Here is a 25,157-nt window from a genome sequence, read left to right as displayed (position 1 = left end):
CTCTCCTCCTAAATATAACAATATTCATAATATGCACATCTTTTGCATTTAGGCTCATTTATTACCTCTGGTGCTGCTTCTTCTGTTAAAAGAAGTTCTATTTTTGATATTATAATATCAAGTTCTCTAGAATTTTCTTCTGTTAAACTTACAATTAATGTTTTATTTTTGCTTTTGTTTTTCTCTACAAATTCTAATTTCCCAGTTCTCTCTATTCCCTTTTCTTTTAGTATCTTTAAGTACAAAAGTAATTGCCATTTAGCTGCTTCAACATCAGCATCAGATTTTTTTACTTCTATTAAATAATCTTTAGTTAGTTTATCTATTTTTATATTTTCTATTGTTATCTCTGAATTAGTAGAACTTTCACTTTTAACTTCATGTATTGCTTTTCCAATCTTCACATCTTCACTATTATCTTCTAAATTTATTCTATTTCCATGAAGCCAGCACTGTCTTTTACAATGAAAATAGTAATTTATTAATGTACCGTTAACTTTCATGACATACTCCTTTTTATGAGTTTTAAAATATAAAGAACTTACTTATAAATACTTTTTTCTTATGTAAATGCATGAAATTATATAATTTATCAATTATCTTAACAAAACTCATAGTAAGTATTAAAAATTCTATTTATGAGCTTTTTTTAATATGCTGTATATAAAATTAAATGATACCTATATTAAAATTTTCTCGATCAAATTTACCATTAGTAAAATAATTTTCCCCCTCATCTATACAGTAAATTTCACCTAATCTATCATTGTAAGGAAAATCTCTACTTTTAACTTTATATATAAAATAATTTAGATCACTTGTTATTTTTGAAAGCTTTACCTTTTTCTCAGAATAATCTAGCTCACTATTTTTAAGTAGCTTTTTATAATTATTCCATACCTTTTTACCTTTTAATACTTCTCCATTTCCCAGCATTATATCTCTACATAAAAATACTGTTACTTCATTTTTATCATCATCTATAAGTCGCATCTTTTTCTCTACTTCTGAAAAACTTAATTTACCTATTTTATCATTTATAAAATCTTCTATATTGTTTTCATTGAATTTTGAGCTTTCCTCATTAATTCTTTTAAGAACCAAATCATAATATTTTTGAAAATCCTTCTCTAAAATTAGCTCTCTTATACTGCTTGATTTAAGAGTTAAACTTTTTTCTTTTCTATAGTCTCCTTTATAAATACTAGAAGCTGAATCTAAATCAAAAAGTATACAGTACACTTAGGCTTTTTGCATGACCTATTTACTCTTCCTAAAAACTGTTCATCGCTATCTACCATAGATATATCCTTGTACCCTATATCCATATCTATATCTACACCAGCTTCAATTACTTGAGTAGCTACTAATACAATATTTTTTTCTTTTTTAACCTTATCTATCATTTCATTTCTCTCTATGCTATTGTCATCTCCAGTAATAAGCATAATCTTCTTTTCAGCATCTAAACTATAAATTAAATCATTAAAAAATTCTAAAGCACGTTTTTTGTTTATAAATTCAATAAGTATATTATCTTTAGTATTTTTTGCAGTATTTAAAACGTGATTTTTTAATGCTTCATAAGAATTATCATTTTTTTCTAAAAGAGAAAAATCTATTAATACTCTATCTTTAAATGTAGGATTTTTGAAATATTTATCTCTATTTATAATTAAATTTGTTGTATTAGTATTACTGTAATCTATAAGTTTGTTTAATTCCGGTAATGTTGCAGACATAATTATAATCTTTATATTTAAAAGTTCTGCATAACAATTTAAAAACATAATTATCTCTTTCCATATATTATTTTTATAACTTTGTATTTCATCTAAAATAACTACACTGTTGGCAATTTGTATAAGTGGAAACAAGTCTTCCTTAGCTGTTCCAAATAAATAGTTAAATATACTTACATGTGTTGTTAAAACTATAGGATAATTTAGAAATTGCCTATTAAGTAATGATTCATCATAATTTACTTCTTCATTTTTCTCATCTTTAGCTTGATTTTTAATTACTTCTTTTATTGGAACTAATGAATTTATTACAGCTATCTCATTAAATAGTTCCTTATCATAGCCAAATATCTTATCTAAACTAGCTATATTTTGCTCAACTAATGTGTTAAAAGGATAAACGTTAAATATTTTATTTAAAAACTTATCTCTTTCTATTAATTTAAAACTCAAATTTAATGACACATTACTCTTTCCACTTCCAGTTGGCGCTTCTAAATAATATATATTGTTATTTATATTTTTCACTAGTTCTTTTTCCGCATCTAAAAACATTTCATTTCTAAGAATATCAATATCTTTTATTCCTTTAAAGTCTTTCTTCTTAAGATAACTCTCTTTTTCATATTCTCTTATTCCTTTATATATTTCCGTATCTTTTAGAACATCATAAAATTTATTTATATCTGATATCTGCCCAAAATCGTTAATTTCTACATTATTCATAAATTGTGATGTTGAATAATAATCACAACTAAGTAATAGTGATGCTAAAAATCTTTCATATATGTACAGATAAATCTTTTCCTTACTACTAATTGATTCATGATTTAGATAATTATCTGTTAACTCAAAAAGTTTTTTCATAAGCTTAGGATTTTTTTCAAATATTATATCTTCATTATAGGAAGATGTGAATATGCTTAATTGTTCTAAATATAGTCTTGCTCCTTCCCCATCCTCTTCTAAAAATTTATTTTTATAATCACCAAATGAATCTAAAGAACCATGGTGTTTTGATATTGTATATGAATTTGTAATCATAAAAAATCTTAATTTATTCTTTATATCAGATGTCACATTCTTTAATTCTTTTATTCTTTTAAAATAATAATTAATATAAATAAGCGAAGATAACATTGAATGGTTTGAGTAATTAAAATTTATTCCATCATAATTTTTAAAAAACTCATTGCCCATCTTTTTGTATTGAAAACAACAATTGATCTTACCTATATCATGCATATAGATTACATCAAACATCATTTCTTTAAAAATATTAATTCCTTCTTCACATTCTTCATTGAATAAATAATTTTGAAAATTCAATAGTACATTATCTAAATTTTTAGCTTTAGTTATTTTATATAAATATTTTTCTGAGAGTTCCAAATGCTCTTTTAAAGTCTCAAATCTACTGTTGTCTTTACTTTTATGGGCATATATATTTAAATCATCTTTTATAAATTTATCTATTGGGAATTTTTCTATATTATCAAAATACATGTGCTGAACCTCCTGCATTTTTAATTGATTCTATAAAATAATTTTCTAATTATTAATTACTGGATAAAAATAGAGGGATTTCCCCTCTAAAAGAAAAATATATTTTTATTATTACATTCATATATTAATTCATAAGATGAATTCTCAATCAATGAATTAGTATGAACAAAAGATTTTAGAACATACCTATTAGTATTTTCTTCTAATAGCACTGGAAGCATTTCTTCATATTTCCAAGTATCCTCAAATTCATCTTCTTCATCAAAATTATACTCAGTATTTCTAAAAGTAAAATAGTCTTTAATATATAAGCTATCAATTCTTTTAGGATTATTTATATTATTTATACCTTTTACAACCTCTATATTTTCTATGGTGGACATATGATCATTCTTTCCTAAGTAAGGAACGAATGTAAAATTGTAATTTAATATATTATCTTTTATTTGATTTTCTATTTCTCCTTTTAAAAGAATGTAAATCTCCCATTTAGGATCTTCAAGCCACTGTTCTTTAACAATTAAATTTCCACCTTGTTCTTTTGAAGCATAGCCAACTGAATTATTAAATATTTGAATTTTCTTAGAAATATAGCCCTTATCATTTAATGGCACTATTCCAATATTTATATCTTTAAGTTTTTCATAAAATTCTGGATATTCGTTATTTTTCTCTTGATTATTATATCCCTTTAATCCCAATATAGCTCCTAAAGCTCCTAATAGTGCTACTTTATGAATATTTCCATAAGTAAAATAAAAATATGTGTTAACATCAGGCTTTTTAAAAAATGCAGTCTTTCCTTTTAACGTGAATTTTAAAACATCCATTTTCTATACCTCTTCTTTTGTAAATATGTTGAAGTATTTTGCATTTTCTATACCCTTTTCTATAATTGTTGTGTATGGATTATAATAGATTTCTATTGACTTTATTCTATTTTCTAAATCTTTAAATAGCTTATTGCATTCTACTTTTATTTTTCCTTTATCCTCACATTTTTCAAACAGAACATATTGAGATAAGTCTGGTAAATATAAATTTCTATCTGTTTCTACAAACATAGCAAATTCATTTTCACAACCTATCTTTGCATTTGTTGAAAAAGATGTAGCCGCAATCATAGAAGCTTCTTTAAATTTTTTATAATCTTCCTTAGTATATCCTTCAGTAACATCTAGCTCTTTAAACCCATCATATGCTTGAGGATTTATTGTAAATGGATAAAAATAATGCGCTTCATTACTAACTATTTTTGTTCCTAAAGTTGAAGATTTAGCATCATCATCTTCTTCTTTTTTCTTTTTTCCATCTCTAAAAGGAGATAATATTTGTTGTTCCTCTGCATTTGAATCTAAATACTTGTTGAATCCTTGTCCAATTTGAACTGCCCCTGTTATTGATATATTATTTCCTTCTTCTGCAAAGGTAGCTCCAAAATTTTTTACATCCATTGCTGAAAATAAATTTTCTAAAACCTTTTTACTATCTTTAGTAGCTTTTAAATCTTCTCCTTGAAATAAATATTCATATCTTTCCTTTAAAGATCTTGGAATTAACTCCACTTCTCCTTTTTTTCCTTCCTGTAGTTTCATAGATTTTATATATATAACTTTCTCACCCTGTTCATCCCACATTTTTTTTATTGGATATTTAAAAGCTTTATCACTGCCAAAAATTTCACCTGAAGAAGTTGTTTTTGGATATCCAGTAAAATCTGCATTCCAATTGCTCATCCTTGAAACTATACCTAAAACACCATAAACTCTACTATTCATTTTCACTTTCCTCCTTGCCTGATTTTTCATATATTAAACTACTATGAAGATATCCTGCTATTATTAAATCGTCATTAACATTACCGTCTGGCATATATGAAGAAACCATAGTCATAAGATTATCAAATCTCTTACTCATTTTTTTATCCATTGTATAATTATATTTTTTAAATAATTTTTTCAATTCTGTTTTAATTCTGTCGTCGCTTTTAGCATTAATGATTGGATTAGCTAAAGAATGAGTTTTTTTAGCAGCTTTACTTAATGATATTAAATAATTTGTAAGCTGTCCTACTGCAAAATAATATTCTCTGTCATTATCTATTGATGGTGTGTCTTTCTGAGATATTTTATTTCTTAATGATGCTTTAACATCTAATAATATATCAGCCATACATTTTTCCCCTCTCTCAAAATATCCTTTTAAAGCACATCTTAAATTAAACTGTTCTCCTGCTTTAAATATATATCCATTTTCTATAGATCCTTTTATTAAACTTAAACTGCTTTCTTTAAGTACCTTCCATACAGTGCAATCATTTCCTTTATAAAACCAATTAAATAGTGATCTTCTAGACAATAATATATTTCTTTTTAAATTATTATCATTTATACTCATATCTTTGGAATCTGTAAAATAATTAGAAGTTAAAAATTTACTAAAGAATACTTGATTTATTAGATCTTTGATAGTATTAAAATTTGTTATATTTGTATTGTAAATAAGATTACTCTTATTTAACTCTACATCTATTACATTTTTTAGCTTTATAGGTTTTATATTTACTTTATAATCATTTACTGTGTCAAAATCATGTATTTCTAATTCTTTACCCTTTTTTATTCTCAAATATATTCCACTAAAATCACTATCCATTGATTCTTTATCATTTTTAGGATATATCTTTTCATTATCTATATAAATATTTGTCTTTCCAATAGAAGCTTGATTTAAAAGATAATCAAAGAATTTTTTTTGCATTAATGCTTCTTCTAATGATATTAAGTGAGGAACTTTAGTCTTTCTTGATTTATTTTCTAAATATGGTTTTTTAGAATTTAATCCCATATTATCATTAGGTAGCCCATAAGTTTTTTCCTCTATTTTTACATTAAAATCTACACTGTTAAATATATTAGGTATTACGTATTTTTCATTTTCCTCTTTGTACTTTTCTAAATCATATTTAAAAAAGAATTTTATATAGGATTTATCATTACTATTTTCATCAACATAATTTTTAATATTTTCTTTAATCCATATTTTTATATTTTCTATAAGTGTTTCATTAGATTTTCCATATTTATTTTCTACTTCTTTATATAGCCTAAGTTTTTCTTTATCTTTAGAATATTTTATTTCAGGATTTTTTAAGATTTCATAATAAGAATCTATTATTTTTTCGTTAAGCTTACCATTATTCACATTATCCTTTTTTACAAAAAAACTTAAATAATTATTACTGTGTATTATCTTATTACTATCTATAGGCTTATTCATATCTATAAGCTTGCTTAAATAGTCAGCATTGCAGATAAACTTAAAATACTCACTGCTTCTGTCTACTTCTTTTGTTTTTTTATCTTGTTTTATTGTTATTGAAGCTAATTCTGTAAATGTATCATCTTCTGGGACTATTATTATATAATCTCCATCAGCTGGAACATAAGAATCCGTTATAAAATCTTCTCCTTTTTTATCATATATATCTTTAAAGGTATTAATTGCATCTTGAAGCATTTACTCACCTCCTTATATCCATTTATAGTTAACAAACCCCATACCTCTTGAGCAAATTTCTCCAATGCCTGCACCTAATGCTAAATAGAGTATGTTCTGCGATAATTCATCATCAGATATATTTAATGTCAGCTTGTCCCCTAATAAGGTGATATTTTTATATTTTATACCGATTGGCTTTTTGTTATCAAATTTTATAAAGTCATATAATGGAAAGTTTTCACTAACTTTTTCATTAAAAAATTGATTCCACTTCTTTATAATGTTAGTTTTTACTCTTTTTTCATATTGATCTAATGATAAATTGCCTTTCCAGTATCCATTATCTGTTTTTATAACTACTGGTGTTATAGAATAAATAGTTGAAATATGTTTTTTAGGGATTACTTTAACCTCTATAGTTAACGCTTTAATAACTGGTGTATACATATTTACTAATTGGGTTTTAAAATTTTTTAAGATCTTTTCATCAATAGTTCTTATTTTTACTGAATACAAATTGCAAGCTTTATATATTTTATCTTGCTCTAATTTATAAGGTAATGAAAAAGTATAATATTTATACTTGTTTTCATTATGCAAAGCTAATAATTCTTCATCTTTACACAATGATTTATCAATTAATTCTGACAATTCTTCATAGGTATTATCCATGGGTAGATCTTTAAGAAGAAATATTTTTAGTGTTACTTCATAAACTTTCATTATTTCACCTCCATTTTATATATTTTAATATTAATTATTGATAAAATTATATGATGTATTTATTTATCAACATCAAATGTTATGGTTCACATACATAAATTTTAATATTAATTATCTTTAAATACATCATTATGTTATATTTTATATAATAATACATATTGTTGTAAATAATCAATACTTTCCCTAAAACTATATATTTTTCTACAAAATTTATGTGTTTTATACAACTTTCGTATTAAGTAAATATTTTACAAATCATATTTTCCTTTAAATAAAAATAAAAACTCTTAAAAATTTAAAGTAAACTCTTAAGAATTTTTATTTAAATACATCTGCAAATCATATATTAGTTTTAATTTTATTCAATTATTTTTATTATATTTTTAATAAATCTTTCTAAATCTTCAAGATTATTTTGAGCTATATCATATATCATCTCATCATCTACATTGAAATACATATGCACTATTCTATTTCTAAATTTAGCCATATTAAATTTTACAGATACACACTTATTTAAATACATCCTATGTTAAGGTTCAATTTGAAGTAAGTTCAAAGGCTGGATCTAATTCAACATATTTAAATACATCCTATGTTAAGGTTCAATAGCACACGGTATGCAAGAGATGTTCTAAAAATAATATTTAAATACATCCTATGTTAAGGTTCAATTAATGAATTAGAAATGTTACTTGAAAGCAATGATAAATTTAAATACATCCTATGTTAAGGTTCAATATGGTAATGAATTTGAAGAAAAAGAACATTTATTATATTTAAATACATCCTATGTTAAGGTTCAATATTATATTAAAAATAAAACTTGCTGGTTTAAAACATTTAAATACATCCTATGTTAAGGTTCAATAACTTATTAAAAAATTTAATTGATGCAAAAAGATTATTTAAATACATCCTATGTTAAGGTTCAATGTGTAAAAGCATATGGAAGGGATGCAGATGGAACTGCATTTAAATACATCCTATGTTAAGGTTCAATCACTGTAATTAAGCCATTCTTTATTTTCATTATATCCCTTAATCCATTGAAAATAAAGGGTTTATTAAAACTTTCCCAACCATTTTATATTTTTAAAAAACTGATAAAAAACTCCTCATAAACCTTGAATTTTCAATAGACCATGAGGTATTTTAGTTTCTTTCAGGTTGGTAAAACTTTATATAAAATTTGCTATTAAGATAAACTGAAAGTAGAAAATTTAGGCGTTACGTTGATAAATTTACTGCACCCCAGAGGAAATACTTCCCGCAGGAGTGTTAAATACATCTTATGTCAAGGTTTAATAGGTCCTATTATATTTACTTTTCCTTCACATCCACAATTTAAATACATCTTATGTTAAGGTTCAATTAATGTTAATACCCCATACAAGCTCCAGAAGCATATCATTTAAATACATCTTATGTTAAGGTTCAATGTTTTAGAACTATGGCACGAATTACTTGCTTTACCCATTTAAATACATCCTATGTTATGGTTCAACGATATGAAGTCAAGAGCTTTTGCGACATATGCTCCGTTTAAATACATCTCATGTTATGGTTCAGCTATTCTTAATCTCTTCATTGGCTTGAATGTACTTGTTTAAATACATCTCATGTTATGGTTCAGCACGATAGAAATAGAAGCTGTACCACAATTATAGCGTTTAAATACATCTCATGTTATGGTTCAGCACCTTCCTTGCATCAAGTCCACGTATTTTATTTTCGTTTAAATACATCTCATGTTATGGTTCAGCAACAATTGATATGGTTCCTATGCCTGCACCTCTCATGTTATGGTTCAGCTTATTGGAGAATTTAAAAGAGTCATTACCTAGTGGTTTAAATACATCTCATGTTATGGTTCAGCGATACAAAAACAATAACTAACTATAAGAATGTATTGTTTAAATACATCTCATGTTATGGTTCAGCTTCTCTTGATTTTGTTCATGCTCTTGCTCATGAACAGTTTAAATACATCTCATGTTATGGTTCAGCATTAGCAGCTAAACATACTCTCTTATCGCTCTTATCGTTTAAATACATCTCATGTTATGGTTCAGCATAACAAAGTCCATATCTTCATCTTTATTTATCTTGTTTAAATACATCTCATGTTATGGTTCAGCGAAGGGTTAATACAAGATGCTGCTTTTTTATTTGCGTTTAAATACATCTCATGTTATGGTTCAGCCTATTCACTAAAACTTATAGTGGCAAGAAATAAAATGTTTAAATACATCTCATGTTATGGTTCAGCTACTGTGTTTAAGCCATTCTGTATTTTTATCATATCATTAAAGCCATTGAATTTAAAGACTCTTCTTAAAATTTTACCAATCATTTTGCGCTTTTAAAAGAATTAATAAAAACTCCTCATAATCTTTGATATTTCAATGGATTAGAAAGAGTTTTATTTCCTTTGAGGTTGGTAAATTTATATATATATAAACTAATTTATATATATTTTTATTTAATCTCTGCAAATGCTCTTATTGACATAGCTGCTGTTTTCTTAGCTTTTAAAGGAACTGCAAAAAATCTAAAATTATGGTCATATAATTTTTCTAGAGATGTTAAGTTTTCAGCTATAAGAATGTCATTTTTTAAAATAGTGTGTGAGCAGGTCTTTCTGAATTTCGGGAGTTATCTATATTTATAGTGTCTACGCCTACCAGCTTTACTTGTGAACTTATAAGAAAATTTATAAGTTCTTCAGATATATAAGGATAAGAATAGTATTTTTCTTCTCTCCAATATTTGTCCCATCCAAAATTAAATAGAACTGCTTTGCCACTTAAGTCAAGCCCATTTGGAATAATGTCAACTCCTATAGGCTCAAAATCCCCCTTACCTCTCGCATCTATAACTATACCTTCAAGTACAACTTCATCAATTTCAATTTCACTAATGTCTCTGCCCTCATGATAACGATGATATGGAGAATCTAAATAAGTACCTATTGAAGTTTGAAAGGTTATCTCCGTTATTTCAAAACATGCCTTTCCATCAAAAGTAGGGGCTGATTGTTCATGAGTTAAAAAGGGCTTTATTTTAGCTGTGTATTGTATTAACTGTCCAAATTCATCTTTCATTTTAAAACCTGGCATTCCATCTTCAAAGTAATGACTCAAATCTATAAACCTTGACATTTATATCACCTCATGACTATATTTTATATAAAAACACAGTAAACTCTGTTAACTAATATAACTATTATCTTGTAAATTTATCTATATAATTTTATCTTGTATCATTAGCCTTTTATATTGGAAGTTTCTATACAGATTATATACCTCCTTAGTTCTATTTAACCTTGACATAGTCAGCTCGGCATATTTCTCTGAATGTGCCTCTATATCACTTGTTTGTAATATTAAAAGCCTTTCAAAGTTTTCCTGTCCCATAATATTTATACATTCATTAATTGCTTCAATGGTTCCTTTTACTTTAGTATCATGTAATCTTATTAATAAAGATACATTCCTTATGGTTTCTTCATCATATCCTAACCTTTGTAATACAAGGCTCCCTAGTTCTTCACTTACTTTTGGTGTCCTACAAAAGTAACTTTATCTTTAACTTTCTTTTTACATAAGGCTTACCTATATCATGAAATAAAGCTGCAAGTTTAACTACCAAATCTTTATTTACGCCTCTAACAACATGTAATATATGATAATATACATTATGCTTATGAGCTCTATGTTCATGGTCACAGTGATTACATATAATAAGTTCAGGAATTAACTGCAAAATTCTATCACCATAATTTAAAATATCCCCTCCGTCATTACCAATTAGTATATTATTTAATTCTTCTCTATCATTTGAATACATATTTCTCTTCCTTTTCAAAGTAAAATTTCTTATAAAATAACTTTGTTATATTTTTCAGTTTCTAAATCTACAATCCACCCTCTAGTATTACTCTCATTGCATGCCACATTAAAAACTTTTGTATTATATAATTTTGAATCCAAATCCATCATGAACATGTCCACAGAAAAAATAGGCTGGTTTTTTATTCTTTATCATTTCTCTAATAGACTTACTGCCATAATGAACTCCGTTATTATCTTTATCTAAACACTTAAAAGGCGGAATATGGGATATAATGATAGATTCATTTTCAATATCAAGCTTAGATAATCTATATTTCATATCCTCCTCATTACCTTCTCTTTTAGTCCCATACATAAAAAAGTTTAAATATTCTATGGAAATAAATTTTTTTAATTCTTCTGAGTTATTGTTTGGTAAATAATTGTTATCATCTTTATCTATTGAAAATATCATGATTACCTTGTATAAATAAAAGCTTTACCTTTATATCTTTAAAACTTTCTCTAATGATTCTATAATTTTCATACTGTTTTTCTTCAAGATCACTAAAACATTCCCAAGAATAATCTCCTGTTATATCGCCACATAAAATTATGTAATCTATATCTTCTTTATCCTTAAGAAATTCAGTTATTTTATGTACAACACTTAACCTTCCATGTATATCACTAGTTACAAAAATTTTCATAGCTACTAACCCCAAATCCTATCTATTGAATTTTTATTATCTTATATACTTAAATAGTGTAGATTATATAATAAATGAACCTACTATTTATATAGTAAGTTCTTATTTTAAAGTTATATATTAATGTTTTTTATGTAATTAGATACATCTTATGTTAAGGTTCAATTCTTTAAGTTCTACTATGTTATGGACCATATCTGCATTTAAATACATCTTATGTTAAGGTTCAACGCTGCACCTATTGCTGATTTATGATGTGCTACTATTATTTAAATACATCCCATGTTAAGGTTCAACAGTTGAATGGATGCAAGCACTAAAAGAATATATAACATTTAAATACATCCTATGTTAAGGTTCAATCACTGTAGTCAAGCCATTCTCTATTTTTATTATACCTTTTAACCTATTGAAAATAAAGGATTTATTAAAATTTTTACCAACTATTTTGAGTTTTTAAAAATTAATAAAAAGCTTCTCACAAACCTTGAATTCTCAATGGATTGTGAGGAGTTTTATTTTATATGAGGTTTGGAAAAGTTTATATAAATTTATTAATAATTATATATTTATTGTTGGAATAACTAAAAAGTAAGAAATTTTGAAATTATATTAGATTAAAATTTAAAATCACTGCAACTTCTAATTAATATTGTGACATGCAACAAAGTGATTCTTTGAAACTTCCTTAAATATTGGTACCTGATTCTCACAAATTTCAGTTGCATACGGACATCTTGTGTTAAATTTACATCCTCTTATTTCATTATATCCATTTGGTATTTCATCCTTCATTATTATCCTAGTCTTTTTTTCCTTTGGATGACTTTTCGGTATTGATGAAACTAAACATTTAGTATAAGGATGTTTAGCATTTAAAAATAATTCTTCTCCTTGTGCCTCTTCTACAATATTTCCAAGATACATAACCCCTATTCTGTCACAAAAATATCTAACTAAACTTAAGTTGTGAGATATGAATAAATAAGTTAAATCCATTTCTTTTTTTAACTCATCCATAAGCATAAGAATTTGTGCTTGTATTGAAACATCTAATGCAGCTGTAGGTTCATCACAAATTAAAAATTTTGGCTTAAGAGATAATGCTCTTGCTATAACAATTCTTTGTCTTTCTCCTCCACTAAACTCATGTGGATACTTATTAATGCTTTCTTCTCTCAGTCCACATAAATCCAATATCCTTTTAATTTCATCTCTTGATTTTCTTTTATCTACAATTCCATGTTTTACTATACCTTGTTTAATTATATTTTCTATAGTCATGGTTGGGTCTAGTGATGAACATGGATCTTGAAATATCATTTGCATATCTTTTCTTAAGTTCTGCATATCCTTCTTACTTATGCTATATTTATTTTCTACATCATAAATAAGCTCACTATTAAACTTTAAAACTCCTCCTGTTTTAGGTATTAAGTTTAGTATTGCTCTACTAGTCGTGGATTTACCACATCCTGACTCTCCTACAAGTCCGTATACTTCACCTTTATTAATATGAAATGAGATTCCATCTACTGCTTTAATTATTTTATTCTCTCTATTAAATAGATTTCTACCATAGTTAAAATAACATTTTAAATTTTTAACTTCTAATAGTTTTTCTTTATTAGATTCTATCTTATTCATTAAAGTTTACCTTTCTCTTTCAAATCATATCTGAAGCATCTAACTTCATGACCATCTTTTATGGTTTTTAAGTGGGGTTTATATTTCATGCATTTATCCATAACGTAATCACACCTGTCAGCGAATGGACATCCTTCTAATACATCTGAAAGTTTTGGTACTTTGCCCCTAATACATTTAAGTGGTTCTCCCTTTTTAAAATTCTCTGGTCTTGAATTGATTAAGCCTATTGTATATGGATGAACAGGATTATCAAATATTTCCTCTACAGATGCCTTTTCCACTATATTTCCTGCATACATTACCATTACATCATCTGCAACTTCACATATGACTTAAATCATGAGTTATAAAAATTACTGACATATTTAACTTATCCTTAAGATCATTAATTAAGTCTAACACTTGAGCTTGTACTGTTACATCCAATGCTGTTGTAGGCTCATCTGCTATTAAAAGCTTAGGAGTACAACATAATGCCATAGCTATCATAACCCTTTGGCACATCCCACCACTAAGCTTATGAGGGTATTCATTTATAACCTCATCTGCTCTTTTAATTCCAACAAGTTTCAACATCTCTATAACTCTTTTTTATTCTCATTCCCTTTACATTTCTATGTACTTTTAATATCTCACCAATTTGATCTCCTATTCTAAGTACTGGATTTAAAGATATCATAGGTTCTTGAAATATCATTGAGATTTCATTTCCCTTAATACTATTCATGTCTGAGTCTTTCAATTCTAATAAGTCTTTTCCTTCAAATAGAATACTCCCTTTTCTATTAATCCATTTTGCTTTTCAACAAGTCTCATAATAGACATAGCTGTTATACTTTTCCCACAGCCTGACTCTCCAACGATACCTAATACTTTTTCCTCTTTTCAAATTAAAACTAACTCCGTCTACTGCTTTAATTTTTCCTTCATCACATTTAAAACTAGTGGTTAAATCTATTACCTCTAATATATTATCTTCCATAACAATTTTTTACTCCTTTGTCCTTGGGTTCATAATATTTCTTAATCCATCTCCTATAAAATTAATTGAAAGTATAGTTAAAAACACCATTATTCCTGGTGGTGCCCATTGCCACCAATATCTCATAAGAGACTTCATATTTCTAGCAGTAGAAAGCATGTTTCCCCAGCTAGGAACAGGTTGTTTTACTCCCATTCCCAAATAACTTAACCCTGCTTCTGCCAATATTGCTCCAGCAATTCCTAAAGTAGCATATACAATTATAGAAGAGATAATATTAGGAATTATATGTTTAAATATTATTTCCATAGAATCCATACCAAGACATCTTGCAGCTTCTATAAACTGCTGCTCTTTTATTGCAAGGACTTGTCCTCTAACTATTTTAGCAATAGTTGTCCATCCTAAAAACCTATTATTATAACTGAATTCCACATACTAGGACCTATTAAAGATGCTAATATTATAGCTATTATAAAAAAAGGAAGGCACATAAAAACATCTACAAGGATCATTATTAAAAGATCTATCTTACCACCAAAATACCCAGCAATGGCTCCTAAAAAAACTCCTATTGTTAAAGATATAAAAGTGGCTCCTATTCCAACTGCTAAGGAAACCCTTCCACCATAAACTAATCTTACTAAAATATCTCTTCCTAAATCATCTGTTCCAAGAACATGCTCTAAACTTGGAGGCTTATTTGCTATAGATGTATTTATTTGATCTCTATCCTTTGTCATTACCAATGGACCAAATATAGAAATTACCGTAATAAACCCTAAGAAAATTACTCCAAATACTACACTCTTATTCTTTAATATTAATTTAGCTTTTTTATTATTTATGTTCATAAAATTCACCATTTTTAAATTAACCTTATTTAATATTTATTTAAATCTTATTCTTGGATCTACAATGCAATAAACAATATCTGAAATTAAATTTGCTAACAATATACAAGATGATAGTATCATCGCACATCCCATTACTAAGGGATAATCTCTATTAGCTATGGCTTGATAAAATAAAGTTCCCATCCCTTACCAAACAAATATAGTTTCAATTAATATTGTTCCAGCTACTATATAACCAAGAGACATACTTAATAAAGTAACTATTGGTATTAGCGCATTTCTAAATGCATGTTTATATATAATAATTTTTTCATTAAGTCCTTTTGCCCTGGCTGTTCTAATATAATTTTGATTAAAAACATCCAGCATAGATGATCTAGTATATCTCATAAGGGATGCAACCTCTAATACAGTCATTGATATAACCGGTAAAATCATATGCCTTACCACATCAATAAATTTGTTAAATCCCGTTAACTTTTCCCAACAGTTGATAGCCCTGATATTGGAAACCATCCTAAATTAATAGCAAAAATCTTTATTATTAGAAGAGCTATAAAAAATCCTGGTATTGATATACCTATAAGAGCAAGTATAGTAAGGACTTTGTCTTTAAATGAATATGGTTTTATTGCAGATGCTATCCCCAAAGGTAAAGCTATTAATGTAGTTAAGATTAATGTGACAATAGACAATAAAAATGTGTTTGATATTCTTTCTTTTTATTATATCTACAACTGGTTCATTATATCTTATAGAAGTACCCATGTCCCCTTTGTAATATTTTTCCCATCCACTTTACATACTTTAAATGTATAGGATCATAGTATCCTATAGCATTTAGGGCAGTTTCTGTATCTGAAGCTGAAATACTAATTTGCCCTCCACTATATTCATATAAGGATCCCCAGGTGCAGTATTTATTAAAATAAATATAATTATAGACAATCCAATAAATACTGGAACCATTGTTAGAATCCTTTTTAAAAAGTATTTTTTCATCTTTAAACAACCTCTGAATTCTTAATTTACTCTCATCATAAAACACAATTGCCTTCCTAATAGAAAAGTTTCTCTTAGCAAGGCAACTTAGTTTTTATTTTAAAATACTATTTTGTATCTTCATCCTCTATATACCAATCCTTCACAAATTGATAATATGTTGGTTGTGCATTTTTAAAGTTTTTAATCTTAGGATTTATAACCATTAAACTGTTCCAATGATAAACATATATAACTGGTAACTCCTCATTTAACTCTAAAGCTATTTCATTAAGTATAGGTTTTCTGTCATCTTTAGTCATATGTTTTGAAGATTCCTTTATAAGTTCATCAACTTTTTCACTTTTAAATCCTGCATAGTTATAACCATTTGGTGGAGTTGATGTTGAAAGATAATTTGCTGATAAATCTCCATCATAGAAGTTAGCTGTTCCCATTAAGAATCCATCGAACTCTCCTTTTTTAACATCAGAAGTCATTGTTGCAAACTCCATAGGCTTAAGTTCTAATTCTATACCAATGTCTTTAAAGTTTTGCTGTAATATTAATGCATACTTATTTTTTGATTCATCTCCAGAAGTATACTTTAAAGTAAATTTAAATGGTTTACCATCATAATACATTTTCTTTTCTTCTTCTTTATACTCCCACCCACACTCTTTTAAAAGCTCTATAGCCTTCTTAGAATCATACTTATATTCTTTTAATCCACTTGGATGAGCCCAGTTGTTTGATGGAAACGGATTGTTTGCAACTTCTCCATGACCATTTAAAACGTCTTTTACAATAGATTCACGATTTATAGCATAAGTAAATGCTTGTCTTACTTTCTTATCACTAAACTCAGGCTTTCTTAAGTTTAGTCCAATATATTGATATGCATTATTTGTTATCTCTTCTAAAGTAAACCCTTGTTTTTTATAATTTTCTGCTTCTTCCTCATCAATACTTCCTACACTGGTGATATCGATTTCATTATTTGCTAATTGGGCATCAGCAGTTTCTTCACTAACTAATTTAAATATATATTTATCTATATTCGGTCTTCCATTCCAATAATCATCATTAGCAGCAAGCTCAACACTTTGGTCTGGTGTAAAGTTTTCTAGCTTAAAGGCTCCTGTTCCTATTGGATTTCTTATTAAATTAGTATCTTTTTGTATAGATTCTACGTCTCCCTTATCCCAAATATGTTTTGGTACTATTTTTATCATATAACCAAAATTAATTAAAGCTGAAGCATAGACTTCATCAGTTGTTATTTCTACAGTTTTATCATCTATTTTTTTAACACCTTCAAGCTCTTGAGTTTTGCCTGATTTAAAGTCATCATAGCCTTTTATATTCTCAACATACATTGTATAAGACCATTATACTTAGGATTACAAGCTAAATCAAAAGTAAATTTTACATCATCAGCTGTAAAATTCGTTCCATCATGCCATTTTACTCCTTCTCTTATTTTAAAAGTTATAGTCTTTTTATCCTCTGATAGTTTATAAGATTCAGCAAGTGATGGTTCAATATCTAAGTTCTCATTTAAAGAAAGTAATCCCTCGTAAATCATAGTATTAATAGTCCCATCATAATTAAAGGTAAAAAACGCTGGCATAAATACACCTTCTGGTGCTATTGAAAGAGCTTGTTTAACAACTCCCCCTCCCTTTTTAACCTCCTGTTTTTGATCTTCCTTACACTGTCTTGATTTTTGCTACTACAACCGGTGATCATTACAGATCCTGTGATTAGTATAGCTAAAATCTTACATAAAGTTTTTTTCATAAAAAGTCCTCCTAGGATTATATGTAATTTTTTGCATTATTTTGGTGTCGTTCCATGTTTTATTATAGCATTTTATATAGTTTTGTTAATATTTTATACACAATTTGAAGTTTTGTTTTTCAAATAATACTCTCTACAACTATAACTTTTTTTAATAGTAAAAAAGTAACAATTATTACAATATATCTTTTTAATATTCTAAAACTAAACTATTCATAAAAAAATAGACTGGTCTTTGTTATAGTTAGTTTTCAAAAAACACTTAACAAAGACGAGCCCCATATTGTGGATTATTAGATTTCAATGGAAAGATAAAAATTAATCTTGAAAGTGGAACTTTAGCGTTAGGTTTAGATGTGATTTTTTACTGATATGAATATTGATATAAAAATATATTCTATGTTATGGTTCAACTTATTTAGAAAAGGAAGCTTATCCATTAGGAGATACATTTAAATACATCTCATGTTAAGGTTAAACCTAAGAAAAAAGAAGTCAGAAATGACAGAGTAATATTTAAATACATCCTATGTTAAGGTTCAACTTAAAAGCCAAGATAGAGAAACTCTGGGGCAATATACATTTAAATACATCCCATGTTAAGGTTCAATTCTACAGGAAGATATTGCTTCCCTAATAAAATCTCATTTAAATACATCCTATGTTAAGGCTCAACAGATATATTGCGAGGAAAGTTATCTGTTAGAGTTAGATTTAAATACATCCTATGTTATGGTTCAACTTTTACCTCTTGAAAATCTTTGTTGCCCTGGGCATTATTTAAATACATCCTATGTTATGGTTCAACAAAAGAAAAAACATTTGATATTAAAACTATTAAATGATTTAAATACATCCTATGTTATGGTTCAACGACATTGACTTGCTAGGTCAAAGTTGGCTTAATGTATTTAAATACATCCTATGTTATGGTTCAACATTCTATCTTTGTAAACTGTTGCTACATCTAGCTTATTTAAATACATCCTATGTTATGGTTCAACTTACCACATATCTCCTTAAAAGTATATTAATATTATGTATTTAAATACATCCTATGTTATGGTTCAACCTAAATTTAATTAATGTATCACTTTTTACTGGTAATATTTAAATACATCCTATGTTATGGTTCAACTCTAACTCTTAAACAATATATAGAAAAAAAATCAGAATTTAAATACATCCTATGTTATGGTTCAACTGATTATGTATATCTATTTTTAAGGCTATATCATTATTTAAATACATCCTATGTTATGGTTCAACTTTTCTCCTTCCTTTTTATAATTGTTTTCTATTAATATTTAAATACATCCTATGTTATGGTTCAACAGGTTGCTTAGTACCATTGCTTGCTGTAACTCCATAATTTAAATACATCCTATGTTATGGTTCAACAAGTAGTATATTAAGAAAAGAAATGAAGAAAATAATATTTAAATACATCCTATGTTATGGTTCAACGGTGCCGAAAGTCTAAATCTCAAAGACTATACAAAATTTAAATACATCCTATGTTATGGTTCAACCACTGAGTTTAAGCCATTATTTATTCTTATAATATCATTAAAACCATTGAATTTAAAGAGTTTTCTTAAAATTTTACCAACCGTTTTATATTTTTAAAAAATCAATAAAAAGCTCTACATAAACCTTGATATTTCAATAGATTATGAGGAGTTTTGTTTACTTTGAGGTTGGTAAAACTTTATATAGTTTTAACATTAAGATATTTAGAAAGTAAAGAGTTTAGAAATTACGTTAATAAATTTACTGCATCCCAGGGGAATTTTTCCTGCTGGGGTGCTAAATACGTCTTATGTTAAGGTTCAACTCATTATGTTGCCTCCAATTTTAGTTATATTGTTATAATATAATCTCGTTTTTTATTTTAATAATTTTTTCTTAATTTATACGTAAAAAATAATTGCATTAGTTTATGCCAGCGCAATTATTTTATAACCTTATTTTTTTATGTTTTCTACAATTTTTCACAAAGCTTGAATTCCCTAATTATCATCAATTTATATAGGTTCTTTTTTTATATTACTAAATTTTTCTTACTACCATAAATAAAAAACAAATTAAAATTGCAATTTGTTTACGTCACTGGATTATCCTCCTATATATTTTCCTTGAATGCCAACATTCTGGAATAATGTAGTGAATTTATCTTTTTCCCAATTAAGGGCAGTTTGAACATATCCTAACCCATCTGCATTATACCTGCCTGCTATTCTCTGAAATACATATAGTTCATAAGTTCCATCTCTTTCAAAATCAATAGGATACAAATTACTCAAGGGAATAACAAATCCTGAAATAGGTTCTTTAAGTTTTCCATTTAAATCATATATTTCATTTAAGTATTCCTCACCTTTATAAGTAATATCAATTATATATTTTATTTTCAAATTTTTACTTATAACTTCAACCCTATAATTATCTTTGTAATTAACCTCATAAGTATACTGCTCTCCAAATTTCTCAAAATCAAAAATTAATTTTAATTGATTATTTGCAAAAGAGTAAATATAGTAGAATGCAAATCCCCCACTTCCTCCAGAGTCTATGCTTACCAATATATCCTTAATTTTATCTCCTGTAAAGTCTCCCAAAAATATAGTTGGATTATAACCTGAATTTTCTTTAATAGGCACCGTAATTTCTTTACCTGTTTTTCCATCCTTTATTACAAGCCTTATGTTACTTACAAAAGGACTGTCTGTACCTGAAGGTTTATTTCCTATCAAAAGTATAGTATCTTCTACTTTATCTCCATTTACATCACCTTTTTTTCTATCTATTATATACACTTTATTGTTATCCACATTTTTTCTAAAAAAATAATAAGGACAATAAAACATAACTGTCTCCTCTAAAAAATACTTCTACTTTATATATTATTCTAAAATAGAGGGACTGTTCTTAATTTTATTTAAATCTAAGAACAATCCCTCTGTTTTACATTATTAGTTATTATTGTCTATTATCTAAATCAGAAAGAATATAAAACTGATAAGTTAAAAAATAATTATATAATTTCTAATACTTCTACTGTATATTTTTCGCCTGGAGCATCAATTTCAGCTACATCTCCAACTTTTTTGCCCATTAATGCTTTTCCTAAATCTGATTCTACGCTTATAAGCATCTTTTCTGGGTCCGCATCCATAGTAGTTACTAGTGATATATTTGTTTCAAATTCGTCTTCCATAAACTTAATTTTAGCTTTACTATTAACTCCTAATACTGACTTGTCTTGATTTTGGTCATCTATTACACTTGCAGTTGAAATCATAGTTAACAAATATTGAATTCTATTATCATTTTCTCTATAGTTTGCGCAGGCTTCTTTGTATTCTGCATTTTCCGATCTATCACCATGAGCAGCTGCTTCTAATTTTTCTTTTGCTATTTCAGCTCTTTTTTTAGTCATTCTATATTCTAATTCTTCTTTTAATTTATCCATATTTTCTTGTGTTAATATATTTTTCATTTACATATAAACCTCCTAAGATATGTTGTGCTAATATTGCATAATATATAGCAAAATGCCAATGAGATATTATAATATGCTAGGTCATAACTTCGGTATCAAAACCTTAAGTTGTGCCCTGTTAAATTTTAATATTAGTTACTAAATAGTCCAGTCCCTTTTATAATTTCCTGCTCTCTAAACAAACTTAAAACAGCTTCATTATAATGGTCTACTCTTTGTGCCTTCTTTATTTTCTTAGCATATTTTTTATTATCTGAAAATATGTAGATCATGTACCCCCAGAGTTCTTTCATTCTAAATAGTGTATTTCTCTCTTCATTATATAATTCTATATATTTATTTAAAATTTCATCATGAAATTCTTTTAATACTTCTTTATCTATATTAATATTATTTTTTATCTCATCAATTAATCCTGGATTGGCTAGTATTCCTCTTCCTATCATTACGGTTTTTATTTCTGGAAAAGCTTTTATTAATCTATTATAATCACTATTAGTAAAAATATCACCATTATAACATATAGGATTAATACTTAAAGATAGAGCATCCTTAAATACCTCTAAATTAGGTTTATTTCCATAAAAATCTTTTTGTGTTCTAGGATGTATAATCAACTCTTCTATAGGATATTTATTATAAATTTTTATTAACTCATAAAATTCTTCTGGGCTGTCCTTTCCTATTCTAGTTTTTATGGAAATTTTCATATCATTTATTTTAAATATTTCATCTAAAAACATATCAAGTTCTTCTCTTTTAGCTAAAAACCCTGACCCCCTATTTTTTGAAACAACAGTTCCAGAAGGGCAGCCTAAATTCAAATTAATCTCATTATAGCCTAATTGCTGTAACTTTCTAGCAGTGATAATAAAACCTTCTGAATCGTTAGTAAGTATTTGTGGAACTATGTTCATTCCTTTATTATTTTCCAGCAAAATATCCCTTAGTTCTTTAGTTTTAAGATTTGTACTTTTATTTGGAATAATAAAAGGTGTAAAATACTTATCAATATTATGAAAAAATTTCTCATAAGAATTTCTATATATGTACCCTGTAATTCCTTCCATCGGTGCTAAATAATATTTCATTTAATAACTCCTTCATAAATATTCTAAAAAATATATTATATCAAGCTTCTTTATTCTTATCTACTCAATATTAAAGCAAAGTAAAAAATGTCTACATATGAATTCTGTAGACATTTTTTATATAATCTATACATTAAATCTATTAACTAGTTCATTTAAAACTTCTATTACTTCTGCCAGTTTATCTGTATTATTAGAAATTATCTCCATAGATGTTGATAGTCCTTCTGTTGCTGCTGACTCTTGTGATATAGATGATATATTTTGAATTGATAATAAAGCTTCTCTAGATTCTGCTAAAGATTTATTTTCATTATTAAGTACTTCTTTTGACACATCCATATTGTGTTTTGTAAATCTAACTTCATCCTGTTTTCTTTTTTATATAGATAATTATAATCCTTTTCTAAAATATTTTTCGTGGATTCCATCTTTTTGTTCAAAAATATTTAAATGCATCTCATCTTAAGGCTCAATTTCATCAATTGAGAGTTGACTATTAGCAATTGAGACTTTCCGTTTCTAAATGGATATATTTATATTTTATAAGTATCTATTATAGTGTTGTTGATATGGTTTTGATGAATATGCACTATAGCATATTTCACCTGAAAAATTAAGTAAATTTTCCAGCCTCATTTTAAATATAGGATGAGATATCATATCTAAGGCCTTTTCACGAGGACACCAAATTACTTCACTTGTCTCATCTGATGTTGTTAGTTCTCCACCTATATAGTCGCAAATAAAGTCAAGATTTAATTTAGGCGGCACTTTAGTAACTCCATCATACCAAATGGTTTGCTGAAGGCTTGAATATAATGCTGCTAAAGATCTCACTGTAACATTTACTCCACTTTCTTCTTTAATTTCTCTTATTAAGGCTTGTTCAAGATTTTCCCCTAATTCCACTTGACCACCTGGAAACTCCCATGATTTTCTATGGTTTGATTTAACCAGTAAAACATTTCCCTTTCCATCTTGTACCATAGCTCCAACAGCTACTATATGTGTTGGCCATGTCATAATATATCCCCCCCTAATATAAAAGGACTTTGCAATGCAAAGTCCTTTTATTATTTATTATGTAAAAATTATTTTTAATCAACTAAAACTGCAGTGCCTGAAACTGTTACCATAAGCATACTACCACCTTGACCTAGCACTTCATAATCTACATCTACTCCAACAACTGCATTACCACCTATTGCCATAGCTCTTTCTTCTAGTTCTCTTAATGCAGCTTCTCTTGCTTCAATTAATTCATTTTCATAAGATCCTGAACGTCCTCCAAAGAAGTTAGTTAATCCTGCTTTGAAATCTTTAATAAAGTTAACTCCTGAGATTACCTCGCCAAAAACTATTCCTTTGTATTCTAATATTCTTTTTCCTTCAATTGCATTTGTTGTTGTAACTATCATAAATTATCCTCCAAAGTTTTTTAATATTAATATAGGCTTTTTCTATTATATTTTATACTTAAATAAAATAATTTCTATAATTTTTTTAAATATATTCTACAAATGTATGAAAAATCCCTTTATTTTCTTTAATATTATATGTAAATTTTAATTTTCTTAAAACTATACCATAAACAAAAAACTGAAAATTTAAAATTACATTAATCAAATTACTACTACTAGAGGAAATGCTTCCAGCAGATGTGTTAAATACATCTTATGTTATGTTTCAACAGAAAGTTGCATTTACAACCACACCTAAGAGTGGATTTAAATACATCCTATGTTAAGGTTCAACCTTACCAATTGAGAATTGACTATTGACAATGGACAATTATGGATATTTCTCTTTTATAAGAGAAATTTTGAATTCATTTCTTCTTGAAGTTATACAGTAGCTTCTTAGTAAAAAGAGTATTATCTCTAGTCTTTCCATAGTATTAGTTAAACTTATTAGTATTGTTCCAAACTATACTGCACCTCAGGGGAACCCTAAAGGGCTTCACTACTGTTCCCCAGAGGTGGAAAACTAGGACAAGCTAAACACAAGAGAAGAACTATATTTAAATACATCCTATGTTAAGGTTCAACTAGATAATCAAGATTTTAGCCCTCAATTTTTCTAATTTAAATACATCCTATGTTAAGGTTCAACCTGCTGCTATTATCAATCAACAGAACTTCATTTTATTTAAATACATCCTATGTTAAGGTTCAACGGTAGAGTAGCGGATCTCTACCTTAATGTTTAAACATATTTAAATACATCCTATGTTAAGGTTCAACAGAACATAAAGAATATTAGAAAGA

27 protein-coding genes, 2 pseudogenes and 4 CRISPR repeat arrays (1 of these 33 cut by a window edge) are annotated in these 25,157 nt (G+C 27.0%); all 29 genes and pseudogenes read right to left on the bottom strand.

All coding sequences use genetic code 11. The annotated features are described in order from the left end of the window. Positions 1–8: 8 nt before the first annotated feature. Positions 9–503: a CRISPR-associated protein Cas4 gene (cas4, locus tag ACWPW7_RS11630; RefSeq protein ID WP_454053633.1), complete on the bottom strand. Its 495-nt coding sequence runs from the start codon at positions 501–503 to the stop codon at positions 9–11. Positions 504–669: 166 nt separating this feature from the next. After that, positions 670–1,242: a hypothetical protein gene (locus ACWPW7_RS11625; protein ID WP_454053632.1), complete on the bottom strand. Its 573-nt coding sequence runs from the start codon at positions 1,240–1,242 to the stop codon at positions 670–672. Then, positions 1,218–3,248: a CRISPR-associated helicase Cas3' gene (gene cas3 / locus ACWPW7_RS11620; protein ID WP_454053631.1), complete on the bottom strand. Its 2,031-nt coding sequence runs from the start codon at positions 3,246–3,248 to the stop codon at positions 1,218–1,220. Before cas3 ends, ACWPW7_RS11625 begins: the two co-directional genes overlap by 25 nt. A gap of 86 nt (positions 3,249–3,334) precedes the next feature. Next, positions 3,335–4,078: a type I-B CRISPR-associated protein Cas5b gene (cas5b, locus tag ACWPW7_RS11615; protein ID WP_454053630.1), complete on the bottom strand. Its 744-nt coding sequence runs from the start codon at positions 4,076–4,078 to the stop codon at positions 3,335–3,337. Between the two features lie 3 nt (positions 4,079–4,081). After that, on the bottom strand, positions 4,082–5,026 hold the full coding sequence (locus tag ACWPW7_RS11610; protein ID WP_454053629.1) for a type I CRISPR-associated protein Cas7: 945 nt from the start codon (positions 5,024–5,026) through the stop codon (positions 4,082–4,084). Then, complete coding sequence (gene cas8b / locus ACWPW7_RS11605) at positions 5,019–6,767, bottom strand: type I-B CRISPR-associated protein Cas8b/Csh1 (protein WP_454053628.1); 1,749 nt, start codon at positions 6,765–6,767, stop codon at positions 5,019–5,021. The genes ACWPW7_RS11610 and cas8b overlap by 8 nt, the downstream gene beginning before the upstream one ends. A 12-nt stretch (positions 6,768–6,779) precedes the next feature. After that, the gene (gene cas6, locus ACWPW7_RS11600; RefSeq protein ID WP_454053627.1) at positions 6,780–7,472 is read right to left on the bottom strand and encodes a CRISPR-associated endoribonuclease Cas6; all 693 of its coding nucleotides are present in this window, start codon (positions 7,470–7,472) and stop codon (positions 6,780–6,782) included. A 358-nt stretch (positions 7,473–7,830) separates the two neighbouring features. Beyond that, the gene (locus ACWPW7_RS11595; RefSeq protein ID WP_454053626.1) at positions 7,831–7,962 is read right to left on the bottom strand and encodes a HepT-like ribonuclease domain-containing protein; all 132 of its coding nucleotides are present in this window, start codon (positions 7,960–7,962) and stop codon (positions 7,831–7,833) included. Between the two features lie 24 nt (positions 7,963–7,986). Continuing rightward, positions 7,987–8,475: direct repeats of the CRISPR family, unit length 30 nt. A gap of 845 nt (positions 8,476–9,320) precedes the next feature. Next, a CRISPR array of direct repeats spans positions 9,321–9,744; the repeat unit is 30 nt; unit sequence GTTTAAATACATCTCATGTTATGGTTCAGC. Between the two features lie 346 nt (positions 9,745–10,090). Further along, positions 10,091–10,636: a cyclase family protein gene (locus ACWPW7_RS11590; RefSeq protein ID WP_454053625.1), complete on the bottom strand. Its 546-nt coding sequence runs from the start codon at positions 10,634–10,636 to the stop codon at positions 10,091–10,093. An 81-nt stretch (positions 10,637–10,717) separates the two neighbouring features. Beyond that, the gene (locus tag ACWPW7_RS11585) at positions 10,718–10,891 is read right to left on the bottom strand and encodes a hypothetical protein (protein WP_454053624.1); all 174 of its coding nucleotides are present in this window, start codon (positions 10,889–10,891) and stop codon (positions 10,718–10,720) included. A 151-nt stretch (positions 10,892–11,042) separates the two neighbouring features. Next, a complete protein-coding gene (locus tag ACWPW7_RS11580; protein WP_454053623.1) occupies positions 11,043–11,324 on the bottom strand; it encodes a hypothetical protein in 282 nt (93 codons plus the stop codon). Between the two features lie 123 nt (positions 11,325–11,447). Further along, on the bottom strand, positions 11,448–11,783 hold the full coding sequence (locus ACWPW7_RS11575; protein ID WP_454053622.1) for a metallophosphoesterase family protein: 336 nt from the start codon (positions 11,781–11,783) through the stop codon (positions 11,448–11,450). Continuing rightward, positions 11,764–12,018 carry a metallophosphoesterase family protein gene (locus tag ACWPW7_RS11570; protein ID WP_454053621.1) on the bottom strand — a complete coding sequence of 85 codons (255 nt, stop codon included), beginning with the start codon at positions 12,016–12,018 and terminating at the stop codon, positions 11,764–11,766. Before ACWPW7_RS11570 ends, ACWPW7_RS11575 begins: the two co-directional genes overlap by 20 nt. 642 nt (positions 12,019–12,660) lie before the next feature. Further along, positions 12,661–13,665, bottom strand: coding sequence for an ABC transporter ATP-binding protein (locus tag ACWPW7_RS11565; protein ID WP_454053620.1), 1,005 nt, complete (start codon positions 13,663–13,665; stop codon positions 12,661–12,663). Then, positions 13,665–14,650 (bottom strand): annotated as a pseudogene (locus tag ACWPW7_RS11560) (ABC transporter ATP-binding protein). The gene ACWPW7_RS11565 and the pseudogene ACWPW7_RS11560 overlap by 1 nt, the downstream one beginning before the upstream one ends. Before the next feature lie 9 nt (positions 14,651–14,659). Then, entirely contained in the window at positions 14,660–15,085 is a 426-nt protein-coding gene (locus tag ACWPW7_RS11555; protein ID WP_454053619.1) for an ABC transporter permease, read from the bottom strand. Beyond that, positions 15,055–15,504, bottom strand: a complete 450-nt coding sequence (locus ACWPW7_RS11550; protein ID WP_454053618.1) for an ABC transporter permease — start codon at positions 15,502–15,504, stop codon at positions 15,055–15,057. Before ACWPW7_RS11550 ends, ACWPW7_RS11555 begins: the two co-directional genes overlap by 31 nt. Positions 15,505–15,540: 36 nt before the next feature. Then, positions 15,541–16,023, bottom strand: a pseudogene (locus ACWPW7_RS11545) (ABC transporter permease). After that, complete coding sequence (locus ACWPW7_RS11540) at positions 15,981–16,202, bottom strand: hypothetical protein (RefSeq protein ID WP_454053617.1); 222 nt, start codon at positions 16,200–16,202, stop codon at positions 15,981–15,983. Before ACWPW7_RS11540 ends, ACWPW7_RS11545 begins: the two are co-directional and overlap by 43 nt. A gap of 50 nt (positions 16,203–16,252) precedes the next feature. Next, on the bottom strand, positions 16,253–16,555 hold the full coding sequence (locus ACWPW7_RS11535; RefSeq protein WP_454053616.1) for a hypothetical protein: 303 nt from the start codon (positions 16,553–16,555) through the stop codon (positions 16,253–16,255). Between the two features lie 61 nt (positions 16,556–16,616). Next, entirely contained in the window at positions 16,617–17,867 is a 1,251-nt protein-coding gene (locus ACWPW7_RS11530) for an ABC transporter substrate-binding protein (protein ID WP_454053615.1), read from the bottom strand. Continuing rightward, on the bottom strand, positions 17,849–18,121 hold the full coding sequence (locus ACWPW7_RS11525; protein WP_454053614.1) for an ABC transporter substrate-binding protein: 273 nt from the start codon (positions 18,119–18,121) through the stop codon (positions 17,849–17,851). The genes ACWPW7_RS11530 and ACWPW7_RS11525 overlap by 19 nt, the downstream gene beginning before the upstream one ends. 17 nt (positions 18,122–18,138) lie before the next feature. Then, positions 18,139–18,291 (bottom strand): hypothetical protein, encoded by a 153-nt coding sequence (locus tag ACWPW7_RS11520; protein WP_454053613.1) that lies wholly within the window; start codon positions 18,289–18,291, stop codon positions 18,139–18,141. 384 nt (positions 18,292–18,675) lie between these two features. Then, a CRISPR array of direct repeats spans positions 18,676–19,823; the repeat unit is 30 nt; unit sequence ATTTAAATACATCCTATGTTATGGTTCAAC. A gap of 585 nt (positions 19,824–20,408) precedes the next feature. Beyond that, positions 20,409–21,161 (bottom strand): hypothetical protein, encoded by a 753-nt coding sequence (locus tag ACWPW7_RS11515; protein ID WP_039632203.1) that lies wholly within the window; start codon positions 21,159–21,161, stop codon positions 20,409–20,411. Between the two features lie 167 nt (positions 21,162–21,328). Then, positions 21,329–21,793: a GreA/GreB family elongation factor gene (locus tag ACWPW7_RS11510; RefSeq protein WP_454053612.1), complete on the bottom strand. Its 465-nt coding sequence runs from the start codon at positions 21,791–21,793 to the stop codon at positions 21,329–21,331. A 134-nt stretch (positions 21,794–21,927) separates the two neighbouring features. Then, positions 21,928–22,887, bottom strand: a complete 960-nt coding sequence (locus ACWPW7_RS11505) for a tRNA dihydrouridine synthase (RefSeq protein ID WP_454053611.1) — start codon at positions 22,885–22,887, stop codon at positions 21,928–21,930. A gap of 126 nt (positions 22,888–23,013) precedes the next feature. Further along, the gene (locus ACWPW7_RS11500) at positions 23,014–23,223 is read right to left on the bottom strand and encodes a hypothetical protein (protein ID WP_454053610.1); all 210 of its coding nucleotides are present in this window, start codon (positions 23,221–23,223) and stop codon (positions 23,014–23,016) included. A gap of 207 nt (positions 23,224–23,430) precedes the next feature. Then, positions 23,431–23,913: an NUDIX hydrolase gene (locus ACWPW7_RS11495; RefSeq protein ID WP_454053609.1), complete on the bottom strand. Its 483-nt coding sequence runs from the start codon at positions 23,911–23,913 to the stop codon at positions 23,431–23,433. Positions 23,914–23,987: 74 nt separating this feature from the next. Further along, positions 23,988–24,308, bottom strand: a complete 321-nt coding sequence (locus tag ACWPW7_RS11490) for a putative heavy metal-binding protein (RefSeq protein WP_039632198.1) — start codon at positions 24,306–24,308, stop codon at positions 23,988–23,990. 599 nt (positions 24,309–24,907) lie between these two features. Beyond that, positions 24,908–25,157: a CRISPR direct-repeat array (repeat unit 30 nt; unit sequence ATTTAAATACATCCTATGTTAAGGTTCAAC); it runs 701 nt beyond the window's last position.

The sequence above is a fragment of the Clostridium sp. Marseille-Q7071 genome (assembly GCF_965112025.1).
Note: the sequence above shows the minus strand (reverse complement) of the source record. Positions and strands in the feature narration are given on the sequence as shown.